20 protein-coding genes and 1 pseudogene are annotated in these 24,377 nt (G+C 68.8%); 5 read left to right on the top strand and 16 right to left on the bottom strand.

Going from position 1 to position 24,377, the window contains the following annotated elements; genetic code table 11:
- Nucleotides 1-38: 38 nt before the first annotated feature.
- The 5 genes from GO592_RS32165 to GO592_RS32145 are packed head-to-tail and all read right to left on the bottom strand — an operon-like array spanning nt 39 to nt 4,340.
- Nucleotides 39-902 carry a biotin-dependent carboxyltransferase family protein gene (locus tag GO592_RS32165; protein WP_065492665.1) on the bottom strand — a complete coding sequence of 288 codons (864 nt, stop codon included), beginning with the start codon at nt 900-902 and terminating at the stop codon, nt 39-41.
- Nucleotides 899-1,549, bottom strand: a complete 651-nt coding sequence (locus GO592_RS32160) for a 5-oxoprolinase subunit B family protein (RefSeq protein WP_202715027.1) — start codon at nt 1,547-1,549, stop codon at nt 899-901. Before GO592_RS32160 ends, GO592_RS32165 begins: the two co-directional genes overlap by 4 nt.
- Nucleotides 1,546-2,301 carry a LamB/YcsF family protein gene (locus tag GO592_RS32155; protein ID WP_172652090.1) on the bottom strand — a complete coding sequence of 252 codons (756 nt, stop codon included), beginning with the start codon at nt 2,299-2,301 and terminating at the stop codon, nt 1,546-1,548. Before GO592_RS32155 ends, GO592_RS32160 begins: the two co-directional genes overlap by 4 nt.
- Entirely contained in the window at nt 2,291-3,079 is a 789-nt protein-coding gene (locus GO592_RS32150) for a putative hydro-lyase (RefSeq protein WP_172652091.1), read from the bottom strand. Before GO592_RS32150 ends, GO592_RS32155 begins: the two co-directional genes overlap by 11 nt.
- Entirely contained in the window at nt 3,072-4,340 is a 1,269-nt protein-coding gene (locus GO592_RS32145) for an MFS transporter (protein WP_172652092.1), read from the bottom strand. Before GO592_RS32145 ends, GO592_RS32150 begins: the two co-directional genes overlap by 8 nt.
- A gap of 168 nt (nt 4,341-4,508) precedes the next feature.
- Here GO592_RS32145 and GO592_RS32140 point away from each other — a divergent pair, with 168 nt between their 5' ends.
- On the top strand, nt 4,509-5,207 hold the full coding sequence (locus GO592_RS32140; RefSeq protein ID WP_172652093.1) for a GntR family transcriptional regulator: 699 nt from the start codon (nt 4,509-4,511) through the stop codon (nt 5,205-5,207).
- 67 nt (nt 5,208-5,274) lie between these two features.
- On the opposite strand, the gene GO592_RS32135 is transcribed toward GO592_RS32140, so the two are convergent.
- Nucleotides 5,275-5,958 (bottom strand): FadR/GntR family transcriptional regulator, encoded by a 684-nt coding sequence (locus GO592_RS32135; RefSeq protein WP_172652094.1) that lies wholly within the window; start codon nt 5,956-5,958, stop codon nt 5,275-5,277.
- A 79-nt stretch (nt 5,959-6,037) separates the two neighbouring features.
- On the opposite strand from GO592_RS32135, the gene GO592_RS32130 reads away from it, so the two are divergent.
- From GO592_RS32130 to GO592_RS32120, 3 genes and pseudogenes are all read left to right on the top strand, one after another.
- The gene (locus GO592_RS32130; protein WP_172652095.1) at nt 6,038-6,793 is read left to right on the top strand and encodes a (Fe-S)-binding protein; all 756 of its coding nucleotides are present in this window, start codon (nt 6,038-6,040) and stop codon (nt 6,791-6,793) included.
- Nucleotides 6,790-8,273: pseudogene (locus GO592_RS32125) on the top strand (LutB/LldF family L-lactate oxidation iron-sulfur protein). Before GO592_RS32130 ends, GO592_RS32125 begins: the two are co-directional and overlap by 4 nt.
- Nucleotides 8,270-8,881 carry a LutC/YkgG family protein gene (locus tag GO592_RS32120; protein ID WP_005571240.1) on the top strand — a complete coding sequence of 204 codons (612 nt, stop codon included), beginning with the start codon at nt 8,270-8,272 and terminating at the stop codon, nt 8,879-8,881. Before GO592_RS32125 ends, GO592_RS32120 begins: the two are co-directional and overlap by 4 nt.
- A gap of 44 nt (nt 8,882-8,925) precedes the next feature.
- On the opposite strand, the gene GO592_RS32115 is transcribed toward GO592_RS32120, so the two are convergent.
- On the bottom strand, nt 8,926-9,747 hold the full coding sequence (locus GO592_RS32115) for an alpha/beta hydrolase (protein ID WP_202715026.1): 822 nt from the start codon (nt 9,745-9,747) through the stop codon (nt 8,926-8,928).
- The gene (locus tag GO592_RS32110) at nt 9,744-10,760 is read right to left on the bottom strand and encodes a PHP domain-containing protein (protein WP_172652098.1); all 1,017 of its coding nucleotides are present in this window, start codon (nt 10,758-10,760) and stop codon (nt 9,744-9,746) included. Before GO592_RS32110 ends, GO592_RS32115 begins: the two co-directional genes overlap by 4 nt.
- A gap of 157 nt (nt 10,761-10,917) precedes the next feature.
- Here GO592_RS32110 and GO592_RS32105 point away from each other — a divergent pair, with 157 nt between their 5' ends.
- Nucleotides 10,918-12,987, top strand: a complete 2,070-nt coding sequence (locus tag GO592_RS32105; RefSeq protein WP_202715025.1) for a PhoX family protein — start codon at nt 10,918-10,920, stop codon at nt 12,985-12,987.
- A gap of 41 nt (nt 12,988-13,028) precedes the next feature.
- Here the strand turns inward: GO592_RS32105 and GO592_RS32100 are convergent, their stop codons facing one another.
- The 8 genes from GO592_RS32100 to GO592_RS32065 form a co-directional block, all read right to left on the bottom strand.
- Entirely contained in the window at nt 13,029-13,841 is an 813-nt protein-coding gene (locus tag GO592_RS32100; protein WP_202715024.1) for an NmrA family NAD(P)-binding protein, read from the bottom strand.
- Nucleotides 13,842-13,845: 4 nt separating this feature from the next.
- Nucleotides 13,846-15,795, bottom strand: a complete 1,950-nt coding sequence (locus tag GO592_RS32095) for a hydantoinase B/oxoprolinase family protein (protein ID WP_202715023.1) — start codon at nt 15,793-15,795, stop codon at nt 13,846-13,848.
- On the bottom strand, nt 15,792-17,894 hold the full coding sequence (locus GO592_RS32090; protein ID WP_202715022.1) for a hydantoinase/oxoprolinase family protein: 2,103 nt from the start codon (nt 17,892-17,894) through the stop codon (nt 15,792-15,794). The genes GO592_RS32095 and GO592_RS32090 overlap by 4 nt, the downstream gene beginning before the upstream one ends.
- Nucleotides 17,895-18,075: 181 nt before the next feature.
- Entirely contained in the window at nt 18,076-18,732 is a 657-nt protein-coding gene (locus tag GO592_RS32085) for an SRPBCC family protein (protein WP_005256040.1), read from the bottom strand.
- Complete coding sequence (cutA, locus tag GO592_RS32080; protein ID WP_120660116.1) at nt 18,729-21,227, bottom strand: aerobic carbon-monoxide dehydrogenase large subunit; 2,499 nt, start codon at nt 21,225-21,227, stop codon at nt 18,729-18,731. The genes GO592_RS32085 and cutA overlap by 4 nt, the downstream gene beginning before the upstream one ends.
- On the bottom strand, nt 21,224-21,868 hold the full coding sequence (locus tag GO592_RS32075) for a (2Fe-2S)-binding protein (RefSeq protein WP_037203495.1): 645 nt from the start codon (nt 21,866-21,868) through the stop codon (nt 21,224-21,226). Before GO592_RS32075 ends, cutA begins: the two co-directional genes overlap by 4 nt.
- A gap of 2 nt (nt 21,869-21,870) precedes the next feature.
- Nucleotides 21,871-22,782: an FAD binding domain-containing protein gene (locus tag GO592_RS32070; RefSeq protein ID WP_202715021.1), complete on the bottom strand. Its 912-nt coding sequence runs from the start codon at nt 22,780-22,782 to the stop codon at nt 21,871-21,873.
- Nucleotides 22,783-22,858: 76 nt separating this feature from the next.
- Nucleotides 22,859-24,286, bottom strand: coding sequence for a uracil-xanthine permease family protein (locus tag GO592_RS32065; RefSeq protein ID WP_202715020.1), 1,428 nt, complete (start codon nt 24,284-24,286; stop codon nt 22,859-22,861).
- Nucleotides 24,287-24,377 lie beyond the last annotated feature (91 nt).

Raw genomic sequence — 24,377 nt, 5'->3', positions numbered from 1 at the left:
TGGGGTGATCTCCTGTAGTGGGATCGGAGCGAGGCCGATCACGCAGTGGTGAAGCGAATCAGTTGCCCGGGTCGAGCCTGGGCGATCCGGTCGATGTCCTCGTCCGCGACGACGCCGATGACGGGATACCCGCCCGAGATGGGATGGTCCGCGAGGAAGACGACCGGCTGCCCGCTCGGCGGAACCTGGATGGAGCCGAGCGCGACACCTTCGGTCGGGAGTTCGGCCTCGGACGTCCGCACCAGTGCCGGCGAGTCGCCGTGCCGGTTCAGGCGCGCCCCGATGCGATCGGTGTCCGGGGACACGGCCCACACCCCCGTGGTCAACGCTTCGGGGTTGGTGAACCAGTCGTCGCGGGGGCCGCCGATGACCCGCACCGACAGCGTTCCCGCGTCCATCGGGGGGACGGGCGCGACGTCGACGTTCGGAAAGTTCGTCGCCGCGGTCCCGACGGGCAGAACATCGTTGGGTTTCAACGCTTCCGGGCCGATTCCGGAGAGGGTGTCGGTGCTGCGGGAGCCGAGCACGTCCGGCACCGCGACGCCACCGCGGACGCCGACGTAGCTGCGCAGGCCGACCTGCGCGTACTGCAGGCGCAGCGTCTGCCCCGGCTGCATCACGATGACGCTCGCGTGCCCCATCGGGATTCCGTCGAGCAGCGCCGTCGCGGGTGCACCGGTGACGGCGACGATGGTCACCTGCGGCGCCCGGAGGGCGAGGCCGCCCATCAACACCTCGATGCACGCGCTGTTCTCGTCGTTCCCGACCAGCCGATTGGCCAGCTTCGCGGACCCGCGGTCGGCGGCACCGGACACGCCCACACCCGAACTCAGGTAGCCGGGGCGGCCCAGATCCTGGATCAGGCTGAGCGGACCCGTTTCGAGTACTTCGAGTTCACTCACAGTGTTTCCTCGTCGACGAATCGGACGCGACGCCCCGGCTGCAGCAGCGCCGGAGGGTTCGCGTCGAGGTTCCACATCGGGGAGTCCGTGGTTCCGATGATCTGCCACCCGCCGGGTGAGGACCGGGGATACACCGCGCCGTAGCCACCCGCGAGCGCCACGGACCCGGCGGGCACCACGGTGCGGGACTGGGCCCGCCGTGGCACCGTGAGCCGATCGTCGCCGCAACTCAGGTAGGCGAAACCCGGTGCGAACCCGATGAACACACAGCGCCAGGTGGCCGCCGTGTGGGCAGCGATCACGTCCTCGCGGCTCACCCGCAGATGGCCGGCGACGTCGGCGAGATCGGCGCCGTCGTAGCGGACCGGGATGGTGACCGGCTCGGATTCGGATGCGCGGCTGTCCTCGTGGACCTCGAGGTCGACGGTCATCGTCCGCAGCGCGCGGCGCACCTCGTCGAGGTCGGTCCGCTGTGTCGTGGTCACGAGCACCGTCCGCGCCGCGGGAAGCACGTCCTCCACACCCGGGACCGGGGTGCGGCGGAGGCGTTCGGTCAGCGACACCACGAACGGTTCCGACTCCAGTTCGACGAGGAGGGCCCGGTTGCCCGCCGGAAGGATTCGAGTGCCGGCGCTCGGGGTGGTCATGCGAAGGCCCCGAGCGTGACGGCGGCACTCTCCAGGGCGTGCCGGACCTGGCGGGCCGTGCGCACGGATCCGGGCGAGTCACCGTGCACGCAGATGCTGTGCACCGACACCGCGACGTCGTCACCGTCGATCGACTCCACCGTTCCGCTCGACACCATGCGCACGGCCTGGGCGGCGGCGACGTCGGGATCGTCGATGACGGCGCCGGTCACCGAGCGCGGGGTCAACGTGCCCGCGGCGGTGTAGCGGCGGTCGGCGAAACCCTCGGCGACGAATTCGATGCCGTGGGTTTCCGCCGCGCGCTGCAACTGCGAGCCGGGTGGGCCCATCAGCGCGAGCGGTTCGGTGAACCGGTCGATGGCCGACGCGATCGCCTCGGCCCGCCCATAGTCGAGCGCGGCGGAATTGTATAGCGCACCATGCGGTTTGACGTACGACACACGGGACCCGGCGGCACGTGCGAACCCGGCGAGCGCGCCGATCTGGTACAGCGTCTCGTCGCGCAGATCCGCCGGCGACACCGAAAGTTCCCGACGGCCGAATCCGGCGAGATCCCGGAAACCCACGTGCGCACCGATCGCGACGTTGCGCTCGGCCGCACCCTCGCAGGCCCGGCGGATGATCATCGGGTCCCCCGCGTGAAAACCGCACGCGATGTTCGCGCTGGTGACGATGTCGAGGAGGGCCTCGTCGTCCGCCAGGGCCCACTGCCCGAAACCCTCACCGAGGTCGCAGTTCAGATCAACGCGCATCGGGAACCTCCAGAAGGTACTCGCTGTCCGGGGTGTCGGTGATCAGCATGTACCCGGGCGCATGGGTGATCGCGAACGGCAACCGGGACGCCATCACCGCCGCCTGCGGGGTGACCCCGCAGGCCCAGAACATCGGCACGTCGCCGGGCTCGAAGTTCACCGGATCGCCGAAGTCGGGGGACGCGACATCGGCGATGCCGAGTTCCGCAGGATCACCGATGTGCACGGGCCCGCCGTGGACGGCAGGCATCCGCGCCGAGATCGCCGCGGCGAGGGCCACCTGATGTTCGGGAACGGGTCGCATCGACACCACCATCGGTCCGCTCATCCGGCCTGCGGACCTGCACTCACGGTTGGTCACGAACATCGGGACGTTGGTGCCCTGCTCGACGTGTCGCAGCGGCACCCCGGCAGCGGCCACCGGGTGCTCGAACGTGAAGCTGCACCCGATGTGGAAGGCCACGAGGTCGTCCCGCCACAACCCCGACACGTCCGCGGTCTCGTCGGCCAGTTCGCCGTCCTTCCACACCCGGTACAGCGGCAGGTCCGTGGTGATGTCGGCGCCGGGGGCGAGCATCGTCGTGCGGGAGCCGACGTCGCCGACGTCGAGGACGGGGCACGGCTTGGGGTTCCGCTGCGTGAACAGCAGAACATCGTAGGCCCAGTCCTCCGGTACGGCGATGAGATTCGTCTGGGTGAATCCGGGCGCCAGACCGGCGGTCGGGGTGACACGTCCCGAACGGAACGCGGAGCGGAGGTCGGCCGGTGAGTCAGTCAAGTTGGATCCCGCGGGTCTCGGGGAGGAAGAACAGGGCGAAGACGGCGATGGCGTATCCGAGCGCACCGAAGATCATCGCGCCGCCGATACCCAGCTGGGTGGCCGCCAGGAAACCGACGACCGCCGGGAACACGGCGCCGACCGCGCGGCCGAAGTTGTACGTGAAGCCCTGGCCCGTGCCGCGGGACTGCGTCGGGTACAGCTCGGACAGGAACGATCCGAATCCACTGAAGATCGCCGACGTGCAGAAGCCGAGGGGGAAGCCCAGGATGAGGATCAACGTGTTCGCGCCCTCGGGCACCTGGGTGTAGCCCACCATGAAGACGGCCGACAGTGCCGCGAACAGCTGCATGGTCCGCTTGCGTCCCAGCTTGTCGGTGAGGATGCCGCCGCTGACGTAGCCGAGGAACGCACCCGAGATCAGGATGGCGAGGTAGCCGCCGGTGCCGACGACGTCGAGTCCGCGTGAGGTCTTCAGGAAGGTGGGCAGCCAGGACGCCAGCGTGTAGTAGCCGCCCTGCACGCCGGTGGCGAGCAGCGACGCGAGCACGGTGGTCTTGAGCAGTCCGCCGTGGAAGATCGCGGCGAACGAGCCGGTCTCCTTGCCCGCGGACTCACGACGTTTCGTGACAACCTCGGGATCCTTCAGATTCCGGCGAACCCAGATGATGAGGAACGCGGGCAGGACACCGGTAAAGAACAGCACTCGCCACGCGACGTCGGGATCGAACAGCTGGAAGACGACCGTGTAGACGATCACCGCCAGCGCCCAGCCCACTGCCCACGCGCTCTGAACGAACGCCACGGCCCGGCCCCGGTACTCGGCCCGGGCGTACTCGGCCACCAGAATCGCACCCGCCGCCCACTCGCCGCCGAAGCCGAGGCCCTGGAAGGCGCGGAAGACGAGTAGCGTCTCGAAGTTCTGTGCGAAGCCGCACAGCACCGTGAAGATCGTGTACGTCGCGACGGTGACCTGGAGGGTGCGGACCCGGCCGATCTTGTCGACGAGGATGCCGGCGAGGGCACCGCCGAGCGCAGACACGACCAGCGTCACCGTCGTCAGCAGGCCGGCCTGTCCGGTAGTGAGGCCGAAATAGGCGGCGATGGCCGCGAGGCCTAGCGGGAGGACCTGGAAGTCGTAGGAGTCGAGTCCGTACCCGCCGAACGCGCCGATGAAGGCTCTCTTTCCCTTCGGCCCGAGGGTGCGGAACCAGTCGAAGGGGCGCGCCTGCGCGACCTCGGTCTGTGTATCTGTGGTCATGGCACCTCGCCTGAAGAAGGGATGTAACTGCCGGAAGAAGCGGTGTAACTCCCATCACGTTACAAATCGTTCAACGATCCTGCAATACCCTGAGAGGATCGTTAACATGGAAGTCATCGCGGAACCGAGCTCACAACTATGATTGCGGTCGAGATCGAAACCTGAGGAGTGGACTTGACCAGCTCGAATGCCCTTCGCGGCGATGCGCATTCCCGCCTGGCCGCTCACCGCGGCCTGCTCGATCGCACCAGCAGGACCACCCGGGTGGCCGGCATTCTGCGGGACGCGATCATCGACGGAACGTTCCGACCAGGGGCGCGTCTCTCCGAACCCGACATCTGCGCCGCCCTCGACGTCTCCCGCAATACGGTGCGCGAGGCCTTCCAGATCCTGATCGAAGACCGACTGGTCGCGCACGAACTCAACCGCGGCGTCTTCGTCCGCGTGCCCACGGCCGAGGACATCACCGAGTTGTACATCTGCCGCCGCGTCGTCGAATGCGCGGGCGTCAACGGATTCGACCCCGCCACAGGCGACCTGTCGCGCGTGGCCGAGGCCCTGGACCTGGCCGACGAGCGGTACGCCGTCGAGGACTGGACCGGAGTCGGCACCGCCGACATCCACTTCCACAGCGCCCTCGCGAGCCTCAACAACAGCAATCGCATCGACGAACTCATGCGCAGCGTGTGGAACGAGGCGCGGCTCGTCTTCCACGTCATGGACGACGCCCACCGATTCCACGGCCCGTACCTCACCCGCAATCACGAGATCTACGACGCACTGGTCGCGGGCAACACCGAAGCCGCAGGTCAGCTACTCAAGACCTACCTCGAAGACGCCGAGGCGCAGATCCTCGAGGCGTACTGAGGCGCTTCGCGCTCGTGCGCCTTTCTGGTAGCTGGAGCAACCACAAAGGCGCACGGGTGCGAAGCACCTAGCGGATCAGCCCGTAGAAGCCCTCGATGTGCTCCCGCACCAGGCCGGCGGCCTCGGCGCCGTGTCCGTCACGAAGGGCGGCGACGATGCCGCGGTGCTCGCAGCGAAGGTGGGTCGCGACCGCAGGCCAGTCGTCGAGGAGCGGAACGGCCTGCATGACGTAGCCGTGAATGGAGTCGCGGAGCGAAACCATCATCGCCTCGACGAGGACGTTGCCCGCGAGTCCGGCCATCGCGACGTGCAGGTCGGCGTCGAGCCGGTGGAACGCCTCGGGTGAGAGTTCCTCGTCGTCCATTGCGTCGAGCAGTGTGTCGATGGCCGAGAAGTCGAGGTCGCGGGCCTGTCCGGCGGCTTCCTGCACCGCCCACGACTCGAGCAGCGTGCGCGTCTGGACCACGTCGCGGATCGGCAGCGTGCGCGTCGCCATGTGCAGTCGGAGGGCCGCGCCGATGGACGCGGCCGGGTCGGCGGCCACGATCGCGCCTGCGTCCGGTCCGGACCCGACGGCGGTGCGGACGATGCCCATCGCCTCGAGCACGCGCATGGCCTCGCGGACGGACGAGCGTCCGACGCCGAGTTCCTCCGCGAGTGCGCGTTCGGCCGGCAGGCGACCGCCGACGGTGAGTTTGCCGGCCGCCAGATCCTGCTCGATGCGGTGCAGGACGACCTCGTGTGTACGCACGAAGAAAGTTTACCTGGTGTGGTCTGACCACAGTGCGCTACTGTGGTCAGACCACAGCCCAGCCCGGTTGGAGTACCCGATGAGAATCGCCCTGTTCGCCACGTGCCTGGCGGATGCCCTGTTCCCCGAATCCGCTGAGTCGACGGTCCGCCTCCTCGAGCGGCTCGGCCACGAGGTCGTGTTCCCGCCGAAGCAGACGTGCTGCGGGCAGATGCACGTCAACACCGGCTACCAGGCCGAGGCGCTGCCGCTCGTCCGTCACCACGTGGAGGCGTTCGAGAGCGGACCGTCCTGGGACGTCGCGGTGGCGCCGTCCGGTTCCTGCGTCGGATCGGTCCGGCACCAGCATGCGATGGTCGCCCGCCGGTACGGCGACGAATCGCTCGCGACGCGCGCCGAGGAGGTCGCGTCCCGGACGTACGAACTGTCGGAACTACTCGTCGACGTCCTCGACGTCACCGACGTCGGCGCCTACTACCCACACCGGGTGACGTACCACCCGACGTGCCACTCGCTGCGGCTGCTGCGCGTCGCCGACAAGCCGCTGCAGCTGCTTCGCGCGGTGCGGGGGATGACCCTGATCGAGCTCCCCGCGGCCGAATCCTGTTGCGGTTTCGGCGGAACGTTCGCGCTGAAGAACTCCGAGACGTCGACCGCGATGCTCGCCGACAAGATGGGCAACGTCCTGAGCACGGGCGCCGAGGTGTGCAGCGCCGGCGACTCGTCCTGCCTGATGCACATCGGCGGCGGACTGTCCCGGCTGCGCAGCGGAGTCCGCACCGTCCATCTCGCCGAGATCCTGGCGAGCACCGAGAAGATCGGGAGCAACGCATGACCACGTTCCTCGGCTCACCCACCTTCCATGCGGGCACCGGAAACATCCGGGGCACAAAATCTTTCCCCGACGCGGCGCGGAAATCGCTCGCCGACACCCAGCTGCGCGCCAATCTCGGCGCGGCCACCACCACCATCCGCAACAAGCGCATCGCCGCGGTCGCCGAGGTCGACGACTGGGAGGAACTGCGCCGGGCAGGCAGCGCCCTGAAGGCGGACGTGATGGCGCGGCTCCCCGAACTGCTCGTGCAGTTCGAGGAGAACGTCACCGCCCGCGGCGGCACCGTCCACTGGGCGCGCGACTCGGAGGAGGCGAACCGGATCATCACCGACCTCGTGCGGGCCACCGGCTCCGACGAGGTCGTGAAGGTCAAGTCGATGGCCACCCAGGAGACGGGCCTCAACGAGCACCTCGAGGAGAACGGGATCGCGGCGATCGAAACCGACCTCGCCGAACTCATCGTCCAACTCGGCGAGGACAAGCCGAGCCACATCCTCGTTCCCGCCATCCACCGCAACCGTGCCGAGATCCGCGAGATCTTCCTGAAATCGATGCCCGGCATCGACAAGGACATCACCGACGACCCGCGGGCGCTGGCGATGGCCGCGCGGGCACATCTTCGGCGAAAGTTCCTCTCCGCGAAGGTGGCGATCAGCGGCGCGAACTTCACGGGGTCGCGGAAACCGGGACCCTCGCGGTGGTGGAGTCGGAGGGCAACGGGCGGATGTGCCTCACCCTCCCCGACACCCTCATCACCCTCATGGGCATCGAGAAACTGGTCCCGACGTTCACCGACCTGGAGGTGTTCATGCAACTGCTGCCGCGGTCGTCCACCGCCGAGCGGATGAACCCGTACACCTCCATGTGGACCGGGGTGCATCCCGGCGACGGCCCGCAGAACTTCCACGTCGTCCTCCTCGACAACGGTCGCACCAACGTGCTCGCCGACGACGTCGGGCGTTCGGCGCTCCACTGCATCCGCTGCAGCGCCTGCCTGAACGTGTGCCCCGTCTACGAGCGGGCGGGCGGTCACGCGTACGGGTCGGTGTACCCCGGCCCGATCGGCGCGATCCTCAGCCCGCAACTCACCGGGACCACCGGTCACGACGACCCGAATGCCTCGCTGCCGTTCGCGTCGACGCTGTGCGGCGCCTGCTTCGATGCCTGCCCGGTGCGCATCGACATCCCCAGCATCCTGGTGCACCTGCGCGCGGAACAGGTCGACTCCGAGCGGCACGGACTTCCGGGCGGCCAGGACCTCGCGATGAAGGCCGCGGGCTTCGTGATGGGGTCGGAAAAGCGGTTCGCCGCCGCCGAGACGGCGTCCAAGATCGGCCGGGTGCTGGGCGGCAAGAAGGGACGCATCACGGCGCTCCCGTACCCGGGGTCGAAGTGGACCGCGAGCCGCGACCTCCCCTCACCGCCGAAGGAAACCTTCCGACAATGGTGGGCACGCACTCACGAGGACACGACACGATGACCGCACGCGAAGAGATCCTGACCCGGATCCGGTCGGCGCTCGCCGAAGCGCCCGCCCCCGAACCCGTTCCCCGCGACTACCACCGGCAGCCCGCGTCGGGCCCCGGGGACGTCGAGTTCTTCGCCCACACCGTCGACGACTACCGCGCGCAGGTCCACCGCGCCGAGGAGGGGACGGTCGCCGAGGTCGTCACCGGGCTGATCGCGGAGGGGGCGCGCGCCGTCGTCCCGCCGGACCTGCCGCTGTCGTGGCGGCCGCGACGTGACGTCGTCGTCGACGGGGAACCCGCCGAACTGTCGACGCTCGAACTCGACGCGCTCGACGTGGTCGTCACCGGCTGCACCCTCGGGATCGCCGCCACCGGGACGATCGTGCTCGACGGCGGCGCCGGTCAGGGGCGGCGGGCGCTGACCCTGGTCCCGGATCACCACATCTGCATCGTGCGCACCGATCAGATCGTCGACACCGTGCCGCAGGCCTTCCAGACCCTCGACGCGACCAAGCCGCTGACGTTCATCAGCGGTCCCAGCGCCACCAGCGACATCGAACTCAACCGCGTCGAGGGCGTCCACGGTCCGCGGACGTTGGACGTCGTCATAGTGCGCTGACGCGCCTGTGCGCCCTTTTGGTAGTCCCCGGGTACCAAAACGGCTCACGGGGCGCGGAGCGCCCTCGCGGCCAGATCGGCGATGGCGCGGACGATCTCCGCGCCGCCGAACATCACGTCGTCGTTGTGTCCCGCCCCGGCCAGCACCACCGTTTCCACCGGGCCGAGCGCCGCATCGGCCACGCGTGCACTCTGCTCCGGTGGGACGACGATGTCGGCGGTGCCGTAGACGACGGTGGTGGGCACATCGATGCGTGCGACGTACTCCGCGACGGGGAATCGATCGCGCAGCAGCAGCCGGACCGGCAGGAACGGGTAGTGCGCTGCGCCGACGGACGCGAGGTCGACGAACGGCGACCGGAGCAGCAGGCCCGCCGGTGGATGCTCGGTGGCGAGTTCGGTGACGACGCCGGTGCCGAGGCTTTCCCCGAAGTAGAGCAACCGCTCCGGCGGCACGCGACGCTCGTCGACGAGGTACCGTCGGGCCGCCCGGACGTCGAGTGCCAGCCCGTCCTCGCTGGGGTGCCCGGGGTTGCCGCCGTACCCGCGGTAGTCGAAGAGCAGCGAGGCGAACCCGGCGGCGGCGAGGTCCGACGCCAGCAGCGCCCGGTCGGCCCTGTTGCCGGCGTTCCCGGCGGCCACGAGCACGGTCATCAGCGGATCCCCGCTCGCGGGTGGGACGTACCAGGCGCCGAGTTCGAGGCCGTCCGACGTGGTCAGCGTGACGTCCTCGGCCCCGGCGATCAGCCGGTCCGCGGGCGGCACCGGGGAGGGGTCGGGGTAATAGATCAGTCGTCGCTGCAACACCCACACGGCGGCGACCAGCAGAGCCACGACGACGAGCGCCCCAACGCCGGCGCGGATCATTGCCGAATCGGTGTTCCGGCCCACTCCAGCAACTCGGCGACGGGCAGGGTGTTGATCACGTCCGACGGCTCGACTCCGCGTTCGGCGGCGCGCTCGCAGGCGTAGCCCTGCCAGGCGAGCTGACCGGTGGTGTGCGCGTCGGTGTCGATGGAGAACTTGCACCCGCTGTTCAGCGCGAGGTCGATCAGGCGTCCCGGCGGGTCGCGGCGCTCGGGGCGGGAGTTGATCTCGACCGCGGTGCCGTACTCGCGGCACGCCTCGAATACCCGTTCCGCGTCGAACTTCGATTCGGGCCGCGGCCCCCGCGCACCCTCGACGAGCCGGCCGGTGCAGTGCCCGAGGACGTCGACGTGCGGGGACTTCACGGCCTGCAGCATCCGCTTGGTCGTCGTCGCCCGGTCGGTGTCCAGGTGCGAGTGCACGCTGGCCACCACGATGTCCAGGTCGGCGAGCAGGTCGTCGTCCTGGTCGAGGGAGCCGTCGACGAGGATGTCGACCTCGATGCCGGTCAGCACGCGGAACGGCGCGAGCTCCGCGTTCAGTTCGGCGACGACGCTCAGCTGGGAGAGCAGCTGCTCCGACGACATCCCGTTCGCGACCGTCAGTCGCGGCGAGTGGTCGGTGATCGCGCAGTACTCGTGGCCCAGGGCGGCCGCGCGGCGCATCATTTCCCGGATCGGGCACCGGCCGTCCGACCAGTCGGAATGGGTGTGCAGGTCGCCGCGGAGCGCGTCGAGCAGCTCCGTCCCGCCGAGGCCGATCGGCTCGGCCGCATTGCGCAGGTACATCAGGTACAGCGGCACCGACTCGGCACACTCACGGATGATCGCGGCGGCCTCGGACCCGATGTCGGGTGGCGACACCCAGCCGCGCTCCTCGAGATCGGCCAGCGCGTCCTCGTCCGCGTACGTCAGCACGTCGGCCGCCCGCCTGAATGCGGCGATCCTCGGTGCCTCGTCACGCGAGCGCTCGAGCCAGAACGCAATTTCCCGCAGCGCTTCGACGGGGTCCATCTTTCAATGGTGCACGGCTGCCGGGCTGCTGGCTAGGAGCAATTTCTGCCAGAACTTAGGGTCACCTCGTTGTCCGCACGTTCATGCAGCCGTTCCCTTCGTCTCGCTTACGACTTCTACGGTGCCGGAGTTGTCCACATTCGAATCGGGAGCCACGGTGAGCTTGAAACCCCTCGCACTGTTCGTCAATCACGACGGCGTGTCCTCGCGCGCATCCGTCACCTGTCAGTACAAGTGCGGAAACGCGTGCTCCCACGACGTGCCCAACACCTCGCACGGCGAGTACTTCCGTGACATCGCCCGTACCGCGCTGTCGCGGCGCGGGATGCTGCGCGGGACGGGGATGGCCGTCCTCGCCGTCGGCGCGGGCAGTGCGCTGGTGGCCTGCTCGGACGACTCCGGCAGCGGAAGCGTCTCCGGCACGGGCGGTTCGGACGGTTCCGCGCCCGCCGGGACGAACTTCGACGCCGTCGCCCCCAACACCGAGGACGCCCTCGTCGTCCCCGAAGGGTACGAGCAGGCCGTGGTGATCCGCTGGGGCGACCCGGTGCTGCCCGGGGCTCCCGCGTTCGACTTCGACAACCAGACGGCGCAGGCGCAGGCGCAGCAGTTCGGGTTCAACAACGACTTCGCCGGACTCCTGCCTGTCGAGGGCCAGCCGAACACCTTCCTGCTGGTGGTCAACCACGAGTACACCACCGAGCCGTTCATGTTCAAGGGCTACGACGCCGAGAACCCGTCACCGGAGCAGTTCCAGACCGCGCTCGCCGCCCACGGACTGTCCGTGGTGCAGGTGAAGGGCGAATCCGCCTCGGGCACGCTCACTCCCGACTTCGGACCGTACAACCGGCGCATCACAGCGACGACGGAATTCGTCGTCACCGGTCCCGCCGCGGGCAGCGACTTCCTGAAGACGTCCGCGGACCCGACGGGCACGAAGGTGCTCGGCACACTGAACAACTGTTCGGGTGGCGTGACACCGTGGGGCACGGTGCTGTCGGGGGAGGAGAACTTCAACCAGTACTTCGCGAACGCCGAACTGGTCACCGATCCGGCCGTTGCCGCACGGTTGAAGCGGTACGGCGTGGAAGGCGCTGCGTCCGAGCGCAAGTGGGAACGGTTCGACAAGCGTTTCGACCTCATCCAGGAGCCGAACGAGGTCAACCGCTTCGGCTACGTCGTCGAGGTCGACCCGTGGGACGCGGCGTCCGCACCCGTCAAGCACACGGCCCTGGGCCGGTTCAAGCACGAGGCCGCCACCATCCACGTCACCGACGACGGCACCGTCGTGGCGTACAGCGGCGACGACGAGCGCTTCGACTACATGTACAAGTTCGTCTCCAGCCGCAAGGTGATGGACGGCAGGAGTCAGGCCGCCGTGCGCCACAACATGACGCTGCTCGACGCGGGCACCCTGTACGTCGCGAAGTTCAGTGGAAACTCGGCGGACGAGATCGACGGGTCGGGCACGCTGCCGGCGAGCGGCACGTTCGACGGCACCGGCGAGTGGATCCCGCTGCTGCGCACCGGTGAGGACGGCCGGGGTGAGTCGCTCGTCGACGGCATGAGCGCCGAAGAGGTGGCGGTGTTCACCCGTCAGGCCGGCGACAAGGTCGGTGCCACCAAGATGGACCGTCCCGAGGACTTCGAACCCAGCCCGACGACCGGCAAGGTGTACGTGGCGCTGACCAACAACACCAAGCGCGGCGTCGACGGCGCGGCGGCGGCCGACGAGGCCAACCCGCGGAACACCAACAAGAACGGCCAGGTCCTCGAACTCACCGACGACCACGCCGGCACCGCGTTCACGTGGAACCTACTGCTCGTCTGCGGTGACCCGAAGGAGGCCGACACCTACTTCGGCGGGTTCGACAAGGAAAGCGTCAGCCCGATCTCCTGCCCCGACAACCTGGCGTTCGATCCGCACGGCAACCTGTGGATCTCCACCGACGGCAACGCGCTGAAGTCCAACGACGGCCTGTTCAGCGTCGTTCTCGAGGGCCCGAACCGGGGGGAGACCAAGCAGTTCCTCACCGTGCCCAAGGGCGCCGAGACGTGCGGTCCGATCGTCGGCGACGAGCGGGTCACGGTGTGCGTGCAGCACCCGGGGGAACTGGACGACGCGAGCGCCGACAACCCGGCGTCGCACTGGCCCGACGGCGGCGACGCGCAGCCGCGTCCCGCCGTCGTGGCGGTGTGGAAGTCGGGTGGCCGGATCGGCGTCTGACCCATGTGAGTGGCAAAGTGTGCCCCAGCACGCTTTGCCACTCACATGGCGGGGGTGGGCGGACGCCCGAGCAGCGACTCGAGCAGCGCGCCGCCCGCGAGGAACCCGTACCGGTCGTAGAACTCGAACATCGCGGCCAACCGGGCGCGACCGTCGTCCGTCAGGTTCCGCCCGTGCCGCGACATCCATTCGTCGACGGACACCTGCTTCACCGACACCGGCCCACCCGACCGGTCGCACAGATCCCGGACGCTGAGGGCCTCCGGGCCGCCGAGTTCGTAGGTGGCGCCGTGGTGGATGTCCGCGCCCTCGGCGAGGATGCGGGCCGCCACCTCCGCGACGTCCGCGAGTGCGACGAACGAGAACGCCGCGTCGGGACTGTAGGGCAGTTCGACGGTGGTCGCCGTGCCCGCCAGCACGGCCGCGAAATTCTCGGCGTAGGCGCACGGCTGCAGGACGGTCCACCGGAGCCCGCCGAACGTCCGGAGCGCGTCCTCACACCGCGCCTTGTCGACGTGGTGGGGCATGAGCGGGGTGTACGGCCAGGCCACGGAGTGGTAGACGAGATGCTCGACGCCCACCGACGCTGCGGCGCCCATCGCGTTCCGCAGCAGCGCCGGCTCGTCGGGGTGCACGTTGGGGGCGATGAAGTACACGCCGCGGCAACCCGACAGCGCCTCGTCCAGTCCCGCACCCGTGTCGAGGTCGACGGCGAAGTCGCCGGGACGCCGGGCGGTGTGCACCACCCGGCGTACGTCGGCGAGCCCCTCGAGCGCCGCCACGACGGCGGCTCCGGTCTTCCCCGCGGCGCCGATGACGGCGATCTCGGCGCCGCGGGAGAGTGACTCGGTCATCGGATCACCGGTCGATGAAGTCGAACTCGGCGAATTTCGCACCGCCGGAGAGGCGTTCGTAGCCGGGACCGCGGTCGAAGAACGGCTCGTCCAGACCGCGGTCCGCGCGCATCTGCTCGCGCAGCGCCTCGGTGGCGTCGACGTCCGGAACCGGTTCCCCGGCCGACGACGCGAGCACCACACCGTAGTCGACGCGTGCGCCCTCCGCGGACACCTTGCCCCACAGCACGTCCCGGACGACTTCCCCGACCGGACGGTCGAGCGGGTCGCCCCAGCCGCCGCCACCGGTGGTGCGGATGCGCACCACTTCGCCGGCCTTGATCGGTTCGGCGTCGGTCAGAGCGTCGAACTCGCGCTCGTTCGGGCCGCCCGGGTCGAGGACCACCGAGAAGGGGCGTCCGGCCTTGCCGCCCTTGACTCCCCAGCAGGAGAGGATCGAGCGGTCGGCGATGGACATGAAGTTCGCGTCCTTGAGCATCCGGATGTGCTTCTCGTAGCCGAGGCCGCCGCGGTAGCGTCCGGCGCCGCCGGAGTCCTTCGCCAGGCCGAGCTTCTCGACGATGAACGGGAACCGGCTCTCGGTGAATTCGGTCGGCAGGTTCCGCGAGTCGGGGACGACGTGGATGGTGTCCTCACCGTCCGCGTAGTGCCTGCCGCCGGACCCGCCGCCGAGCACCTCCCGCATCAGGTACGAGTGCCCGTCGAAGTCCTCGCCGTACACCCCCGTATAGCGGATGGTCTCCTGGTCGGCGGGCATGTTCCCGTCGACGGCCTTCGCGACGACGCCGGCGAGCACGCCGAGCAGCCGCAGGATCACGAACGTCCGGGCGTTGGTGGGCGCCGGGAAGATCGGGGTGATCAGCGTGCCCTTCTCCGGGAACTTCATCTCGATCAACGGCACGACACCCTCGTTGACGTCGAGTTCCGCCATTCGCTCGGGACTGTCGGCGAGGTTGCGGAGGATCGGCGCGAGCCACTTGATGAGGAAGTTGCCGTCGGCGTAGTCACCGCAGTGGTTGATGGGACCCTTGGCCTGCGGGCCGGTGCCGTTGAAATCGAGGATGAGGCGTTCGCCGCCCTCGTCCTCGGGGCCGGTCTTGGTGAGCGTGATCCGCTGCCGGTGCAGCATGGGCTCGTCGACGCCGTCGTGTTCGGCGTAGTCCTCCCACGTGTACTCCCCCTTGGGGATTTTGCTGAGGATCTCCCGCCGGTACGTCTCGGTGGTCGCGTCCATCATCGCGTCGAAGCAGGCCTCGACGGTGTCGCAGCCGTACCGCTCGAACAGCTCGGTGAGGCGACGGGCACCCATGAGGCACGCCGAGCACTCGGCGTCGAGGTCGGCGGCCAGCGCGTCGGGCATCCGCGAGTTGCGGGTCATGATGCGCAGCGCCGCCTCGTTGGGCACCCCCTGATCCCACAGCTTGATCGGCGGGACCATCAGGCCCTCCTCGTACACCGTGGTCGCACCCGAGGGCATCGATCCCGGGCAGCAGCCGCCGATGTCGTCGTGGTGGCCGAACGCCTGCACGAACGCGACGACGGACGGTTCCGTATCGCCCGGCCGGGTGGCGAACACCGGGACGGTGACGCAGAGGTCGGGGAGGTGGCCGATGCCGCCTTCGGACAGGTAGACGTCGTTGTGGAAGTAGACGTCGCCGGGCTTCATCGTGTCGAGCGGGAAGTCCCGCGCCACCGGATGCACCAGGGCCGAATACGAACGGCCCGTGAGCTTCCGGAGGTTGCGGTCGTGGATGCCGGCACGGAAGTCGTGCGCGTCGCGGATCATGGGGGAGCGGGAGGTCCGTGAGATCGACGTCTCGACCTCCATCTCGACGCTGGCGAGGTAGCCGGCGACGATCTCCACCAGCACCGGGTCGGGCGTCGTGCCGTCGACCGGTGTCAGCCGGTAGGGCTTGACCGCCTGCACTGCAACGGGTTCGGTGGTGACGGTCATCGGTTCGCTCCGTTCGAGTCGGCGATCTTGGTGATGCGGATGTTTCCGAAGGTGTCGATCCGCGCCCGGAAACCGGGGTGCACGGGGATGGTGGAGCTGAATTCCTCGATCACCGCGGGACCTTCGAGGACGTCGCCGGCGCCGAGCCGAGCCCGGTCGTAGACCTGGGTGGTGACCCACTCGTCGAAGTACGCCGGACGGGTGCCGGTCACGGCGGATTCGGCTCCGGTCCCCGGCGCGATCTCGTTCAGCGTGGGGCGCTTGATCGGGCCGATGCCGCTGACGCGGAGGTTGACCCACTCGACGTGCTGGTGCGGGTCGCCGCGGAAGTCGTAGCCGTACAGCTCCTGGTGTGCCTGGTGGAACCGTTCGGCGGCCTCGTCCATCAACTCCTGCGTGACGGGGCCTTCACCGACGGGCACCCGGACCTCGAAGGCCTGGCCGAGGTAGCGCAGGTCCGCCGAGCGCGCGTACTTGCGCTCCGCCTCGCCGAAGCCTTCGTCGGCGAGTGCGCGTTCCGCCTCGGCGGCGAGCGCATCCAGCCCGGACTGCAGTTCCTCGATCTCCAACCGGTCGTGCCTGCAGACGTGGGTCTGCACGTAGTCGTTGCGAACGTCGACCGTGAGCAGACCGAATGCGGACACGTTGCCCGGGTTCAACGGAACGAGGACGTCCTTGAGCCCGAGGATGTCGACGAGTCGGCAGGCGAGCAGCGAACCGGATCCGCCGAACGTCACCAGCGTGAAGTCGCGGACGTCGAGACCGCGCTTGACCGTGATCTGCCGCAGCGCGTTGGCCTGGTTCCACGCCGACACCTCGAGGATGCCGGTGGCGCACGCCTCGAAGTCGAGCTTCAGCTGGTGGGCGAGCTGCTCGACGCCCTTGCGGGCCAGTTCGGTGTCGAGGGGGATCTCGCCGCCGAGCAGGTGGGGTGGGATGCGGCCGAGCAGCACGTGGGCGTCGGTGATCGTGGGCTCGCTGCCGCCCTTGCCGTAGCAGAGCGGGCCGGGGTCGGCGCCCGCCGACTGCGGTCCGACGCGGAGCGTGCCCTCGGGAGTCTGCCAGGCGATGGAGCCGCCGCCGGCGCCGACGGTGACGACGTCGATCATCGGGATCTTCGACGGGTACGCCCCCACCCGGCCCTCGGTGGTGAGCGCGGGCTCACCGCGGACCACGACGGTGACGTCGGTCGACGTGCCGCCTCCGTCGCACGTGAGGACCTGCTCGACACCCGCGACACTCGCGATGAGCGCCGCACCGAGCGCGCCGGCCGCGGGGCCGGACAGCACCGTCGTGATCGGCTGGTGCACGACCTCCTTGGCGGAGAGCACGCCGCCGTTCGACTTCATCACGTAGAACGGGATGTCACGTGCTTCGCCCTCGTCGGAGGAGAACTCACGCAGCCGGTTCGCGATGTTGTTCACGTAGTTGCGGATGTTCGGCTTCACGGCCGCGTCGACCAGCGTGGTGATGGACCGCTCGTATTCGCGGTACTCGCGCAGCACCTGGCTGGAGATGCTCACCGTGGCCTCGGGGTATTCCTCGAGCAGAAGATCCCGGACGCGGTTCTCGTGGCTCGGGTTTGCGTAGGAGTGCATGAGGCACACGCCGATGGTGCGGATGCCGCGCTCGGCGAAGAACCGGGCGGCGTTGCGGACGTCGTCCTCGACGAGGGGGCGGATCTCGCTGCCGTCGAACGCCAGCCGGCCGCCGATGGTGCGGACGCGGTCGGCGGGGACGATGCGGTCGGGCTTGACCCAGAAGTAGGAGTTGCCGTAACCGTCGGGGACGGACTGGCGGGCGATCTCGAGGACGTGCTCGTAGCCCTCGGTGGTGATGAACCCGAGGTTCTCGACCTTGCCTTCGAGGAGCTTGTTGGTGGCGACGGTGGTGCCGTGGCTGACGGCACCGATCGCGTCGCCGGTCTCGCCGAGCTTGGCGAGCACCTTCTCGATTCCGGTGAGGAATCCCTGCGCCGGGTCGGCAGGCGTCGAGGGTGTCTTGGTGGTGACGACGGCTCCGGACTCCTCGTCCACAGCCACGACGTCGGTGAATGTTCCGCCGGTGTCGATACCGACCCGAATCTTTCTGGATTCCACGATTCCTCCTGGGCTCGTCTCGCGTACAGCAATTGCACCGCGTCCGCCGCCCGGTTTCTTTGTCACATATCGCCGAACTCATCGGTCCTCGTTCGGCGCTGCCCGCGACCGGAGGCCCCCGGACAGACGACAGCACCCCGAACCGGACGGTTCGGGGTGCTGTGACGAGGTGTTCGCGGCGCTACTTCGAGCAGGTGCCCCGCACGAGGATGCCGCCGACGAGAACACCGGCGAGGGCTATGCCCGCGCCGAGTGCGGCCGACGCGAGAACGGTTGCCGTGGAAGTACCCTCGGGCACCCGCACCCGCGCTGCGGCTGCCGCGGGAACCGGGGCCGCCCCCGCGACGCCGGCGACCGCCGGAACCTCGCCCGGCGCCGCCGCGACCTCGGCCGCCGGGATCCCGTTGGCGATCACGCCGTCGATGCCCTTGAAGAACACCCCGGCCATCTTCTTCGCGACGCCGGTGATCATCCGCTGCCCGACGCCGCCGACCATGCCGCCGACGACGGCGTCCGCGTCGTAGCTGAGCAGGGTGCCGCCGTCGCGTTCCTCGAGCCGCACCGTCACGTCGGCCTTGACGGTGCCGGGGGCACCGGCTCCCGACGCCGTCATCACGAACGACTCGGGCCGATTCTGTTGCGACAGAATCACTTCGCCGTCATAGGTGCCCTTGATGGACGCGACACCCGCCGTGATGGACAACTTGTAATGGTTGTCGCTGAGCTGCTCGAGGGCCTGCACCCCGGGGATGGTCGCCGCGAGGACCCGTCCGTCCTGCAGGTTGTCGTACACGGCCTCCGGTGGGGCCGTCAGTAGGGCGGTGCCGGCGATTCTCATTCGTTCTCCTTGCTCTGTGACGACGCGTGCGCGAGGCGAAGCTCGAACAACTCTGACGGGGATATCGGCATGGAGGTGATCGGGATGCCTTCGGCGTCCTCGATCGCTGCCGCGATGACGGCGGACGTCGGGATCACGCCCGCCTCGCCTGCGCCCTTCATCCCGAGGGGATTGAGGCCGGACGGGGTGACGGTGTGGTCCATCTCGAGCGAGTCGGGCATCTCGGTGACGAACGGCATCAGGAAATCCATGTACGACGCGTTGAGCATCTGGCCGTGCTCGTCGTAGACGATCTTCTCGTACAGCGCGCCGCCGACACCCTGCGCGACGGCGCCCATGACCTGGCCCTCGACGATCCGCGGGTTGATGACGTTGCCGCAGTCGTGGATCACGGCGTACCGCCGCACGTGGATCTCCGCCGTCACCGGGTCGGTTTCGACGATCGCCGCGTGCACGCCGGATGCGAACGTCGACGTCGGCGGCGAGTAGTAGCCGGTTGCCTCGAGCCCGGGTTGTTCACCCTCCCGGACCGGCGGAATCGTCATGTCCGTGTCGGCTTTCGCGAATCCGGTGGCCTGCCTCGACGCGTCGTCGAACGCGTAGCGCAGCGGGTTCGACAGCACGGCGACCACACCCAGCGAGATGGACGTGCCCTCGGCGCCGGGCAGCGTGCCGATCTTGCACACGTGCCCACCGCGCAGTTCCAGTTCGGCGGGATCGAGGTTCAGCGCCTCACCGGCGATCGTGCGGGCCTTCTCCGCCACCATCTGCGCGGCCACGTGGAACGCCGAACCCGACATCACGGCGCCGCGGGACGCGAACGTTCCGACGGCATAGCCGAATCGGCGGGTGTCGCCGGTGACGATCTCCACGTCGGTGACCGGCACGCCGAGATCGTCCGCGACGATCTGCGCGAACGCCGTCTGATGGCCCTGACCCTGGGTGGTCAGACCCGTTGCGGCCTTGACCTTTCCGGACGTCTCGACGAGAACGTGGGCACCCTCGTACGGTCCCGGCCCGGTGCCCTCCACGTAGGCGCCGATCCCGATGCCCACGGCCCGGCCTTCCGCCTTCGCCTGCTTCTTGTACTCGGCGAACCCGTCCCAGTCGATGAGCTTCTTCAGCTTGTCGATCCCGGCCTGGTAGTTGCCCGTGTCGTAGATCAGCGGGCGGCCGTCCTGGAACGTGAGGTGGAAGTCGTACGGCATCTCCTCGGGCCGGATGAAGTTGTGTTCGCGGACCTCGATGACGTCCTTGCCGAGATATTTCGCGATCGCGTCCATCGCCCGTTCCATCGCGAACACGGCCTGCGGGCGGCCGGCGCCGCGGTAGGGCGTGACGATGACCGTGTTCGTGTACAGCGAGTACGCGTCCACCCGGAACGATTTCGGCTTGTACGGCCCGAGCACCTGCGTCGACGTGTTCAGCATGACGATGATGCCGTACGGCAGGTAGGCGCCGTTGTCGTGCCAGAACGTGAAGTCGAACGCGAGGAGTGTGCCGTCGTCGTCGAATCCGACCGTCACTTCCTGGATCTGGCCGCGCTCGTGTGCGCTCGACACGAAGTGCTCGCGCCGGTCCTCGACCCATTTGACCTCGCTCGAGATGCCCGCCGTCCCGAGCCGCCGCGCGGCCCAGGTGACCATGACCTCCTCCGGCCACGGGTGCACGATCTTGACTCCGAAGCCGCCACCGACGTCGGGTGCGATGCAGTGGACCTTGTTGTGCGCCATCTTCAGTCGTGCCGCGATCGCCGCGCGGGCCGACGTGGACGTCTGCGTGGACGTCCAGAACGTGAGCGCCTGCTCGTCGGTGTCCCAGCGCGCGTAGACGCCCTTGCCCTCCATCGGCATCGACGCCGACCGCTCGATCTCGAGGTTCAGGGTCAGCCGGTGCGGTGCGTTCGCCAGTTCCGCGTCCACGTCGCCGAATCCGTGCTGCAGGTGCGCCGCGACGTTGTCGGGGACGTCCGCGTGCACCGCGTTGTCCGCCTGCCGCGCCACGTCGATGCCCACGACCGGTGGGAGCATCTCGTACGTGACGTCGATCTTGGCGCACGCGTCCTCGGCGATGTACCGGTTGTCGGCGACCACCATCGCGATCGCCTCACCGACATGGTTGACCTCGTCCTTGGCGAGCGGATAACCGTTGCGCGGGGCGGTGATCGCCGGGTGCGGGATCAGGAGGGGCAGGTTCTCCGCCATCTCCGGGGAGTCGTCCACGAGGTCGTCGTACGTGTAGATCGCGTGCACACCGGGCAGATCGAGCGCGGCGTCGATGTCGATCCCCGTGATGCGGGCATGCGCGTGCGGTGACCGGACGAACGCGGCGATGAGCGCGTTGTGGCCCAGATCGTCGAGGTAGCGGCCGTTGCCGGACAGGAGCCGGGCGTCCTCCGTGCGGGGAATCGGCTTGCCGAACAACTTCTCCGACGCGGCGGGCGCGTCGGCACCCTTGGTGGGCGCGGGCTCGGTGCGGGGTTTCGTGACGCTCATGCTCGCCCTGCCCTTCCACCGACCGGGTTGGTCGTGCCGCGGACCTTCGGATCGAGTGAGGCCCGCGACGACTCGTCGTCCTGGCCGAGCGGGAACTCGCCCGAACGTTCGCGCTTGATCTCCGCGGCACGCAGCACGGCCGCCCTGATGTTCTGGTATCCGGTGCACCGGCAGAGGTTTCCCGCGATCGCGTCGGTGGCCTCCTCGCGGGTGGGCGAGTCGTTCTCCTCGAGGAACGCGGCGATGGTGGTGACGAAGCCGGGAGTGCAGAATCCGCATTGCAGGCCGTGGCAGTCGATGAACGCCTGCTGCACCGGATGCAGGGTGCCGTCGGGCTCGACGAGACCCTCGACGGTGGTGACCGCCCTGCCCTCGAGGCTCGCCGCGAGCACCAGACAGGACCGCACGGGTTTGCCGTCGAGCAGCACGGTGCATGCGCCGCAGACCCCGTGCTCGCAGCCGACGTGTGTCCCCGTCTGGCGCAGATGGTGCCGGATCGCGTCGGACGCGAGCGTGCGCGACGGCAGCACCACCGTCTGCGTCACCGCGTTGAGCGTGAACGTCACCGCGACGTGCTGTTCGCCCGTCTCCTCCTGCAGTTCGGCGAGTTGCTCGTCGATGCTGCCCGTTGCCTTTGCCATGGTCACCTTCCTCCCGCCGACGCGTGCACGGCGGCACCGTCGAGCACTGCATCCTGCGCGGCCGCGAACCCGACCCGGGCGGTCAGCGCCGCCACCAGCTGCGACCGGTACCGCGCGGTGGCGTGAATGTCGGGCTCGGTGTCGATCCGCTCCCGCGCGAACTCGGACAGAGTCCGCCACAACGGGTCCCGGTCGTCCGTCGCGGACGCACCCCGCAGCACATCCGTGTAGTCGACGACCTCACCGAGTTCGCCGGCCGACACGTACGTCATCCGGGCCTCCGCGACCGCACCGCCTTCGACCCGCACCTGCGCCGCGACCCCGACGAGCGCGTAGTCGCCGTGCCTGCGGGCGATCTCGTCGATCGCCGTCCCGACACCGGGCTCGGCGGCCGGGACGGTGACGCTCGTGGCGATCTCGTCCGCCTCGAGCGTGGTTTCGAGCGGCCCGGCGAACAGGTCGGTCGAGCGGATCTCCCGGACCCCGCGCACCGAACGCACGCTGACCGAGCCACCGAGCAGCGCGAGCACGGCCGGCATCTCGGCGGACGGGTCGGCGTGGACGATCGAGCCGACCGTCGTGCCGCGGTTGCGGATTGTCGGGTGTGCGACGAGACGCAGCCCGCGGCCGATCAGCGGCTGCACCTGCGCGGCACCGCGGTCGGCCTCGAGCACCGAGTGGGTGGTCAGTGCGTCGAACGTGACACCGAGCTCATGTGACGACGACACCGCGTCCAGCCGGGGGATGGATCCGATGTCGACGAGGTGCGCCGGCGCGGCCAGCCGCATGGACAGCAACGGGATCAGCGACTGCCCGCCCGCGAGCACCTTTCCCTCGTGAGCCACGTCCGCGAGGATCTGACAGGCCTCGTCGATCGACCGAGGTCGGTGATAAATCAGTGGCGACGGTTTCATTCCTCAGATCCTGCCCGTATCGTACGCTCGACGTTTCGTGAACTAGTGACAAAACTCACGTCCCACCGATGGCAGATCACGTGAGCTGACCGACCCGATCCGGGGCCGTTCCGTCGTCCGCGGTCGGCTTCGGGGTGTGACCGCCTGCCCCCACGTCGTCGGCGTCTTTCGGGGCGATGACGCGGCACAGGTGGTACATCCCGATCACCACGATCGTGCCGAGCGCGATGCCGCTGAGGGAGAAGCTGTCCGTGAACGTCAGCTCCGTGTCACCGATCGCGATGATCAGGCCGGCGGCGATGGGCATCAGGTTGAGCGGGTTGCCGAAGTCGACGCCGTTCTCCTTCCAGATCTTCGCGCCGAGCAGGCCGATGATCCCGTAGAGCACCACCGTGATTCCGCCGAGCACACCGCCGGGGGTCGCGGAGATGACGGCACCGAACTTGGGGGAGAAGCCCAGCAGCATCGCAATGACGCCTGCCGCGGCGTACGCAGCCGTCGAATACACCTTCGTCGCGGCCATGACGCCGATGTTCTCGGCGTACGTGGTCGTCGGGGATCCGCCGACGCTGGTCGCGATGGTGGTGGCCAGGCCGTCGCCGATCAGGGCGCGTCCCATCATCGGGTCGAGGTCGGTCTTGGTGATCTCGGCGACGGCCTTGACGTGTCCGGCGTTCTCCGCGATCAGGGCGATCACACCGGGCAGCACGAGGACGATGAACGTGAGACTGAACGACGGCGCGTGGATGCCGACGATGCCGTTCGCCTCGTCGGAGAACGGCGGCAGCCCGATCCACGACGCCGAGGAGACGCTGTCCCAGTTGACCCGGAAGTGTTCGGTGACCCCGCCGGCGACCGGGTCGTACGACATGATCATGCCGGTCGTCAGGTCGAGCACCCACGACAGCACGTATCCGAAGAGCAGCGTCAGGAAGATCGCGACCCGCCCGAGGAATCCGCGGAGCGCGACGCTCGCCACCACCAGCACCACCATCACCGTCAACGCGACCCACTGGTCCTGCGGCCAGTACGTTCCGGCCACGACCGGGGCCAGGTTGAACCCGATCAACATGACGACGGCGCCGGTGACCACGGGCGGCAGGATCTTGAACACCACCCCGCCGCCGAGGAAGTGGATCAGCACGCCGATCCCGGCGAGCACGAGACCCGACACCAGGATCGCCCCGGTCACCTGCGCGGAGGTGCCGCCCTGTGCGCGGATGGCGGCGATGCCGCCGACGAACGCGGCCGACGTCCCCAGGTAGCTGGGAATCCGACCCTTGACGACCAGCAGGAAGAAGAGGGTGCAGAAACCCGACAACATTACGGCCAGTTGAGGATTGAGACCCATGATGATCGGGAAGACGAACGTGGCCCCGAACATCGAGACCACGTGCTGGCCGCCGAGCCCGATCGTGCGACCCCAGCTGAGCCGTTCGCTCGGAGCCACGACCTCCCCGGGCGCGATGGTCTTGCCATCTCCGTGCAGTGTCCAGATAGGCATAGGGGGACCTTTCAGACAGGTGACGGTGCAGGGGTGCCGGCGGCCAGCTTCGATGATGTGCCGCATGTCACAGTTGCACCTCGATAGGAGG

This window comes from Rhodococcus sp. 21391 (genome assembly GCF_016772255.1).
Classification (GTDB): Bacteria; Actinomycetota; Actinomycetes; order Mycobacteriales; family Mycobacteriaceae; genus Rhodococcus_F; species Rhodococcus_F opacus.
The sequence above is the reverse complement of the archived record's forward strand: the minus strand, read 5'-3'. Positions and strand labels throughout refer to the sequence as shown.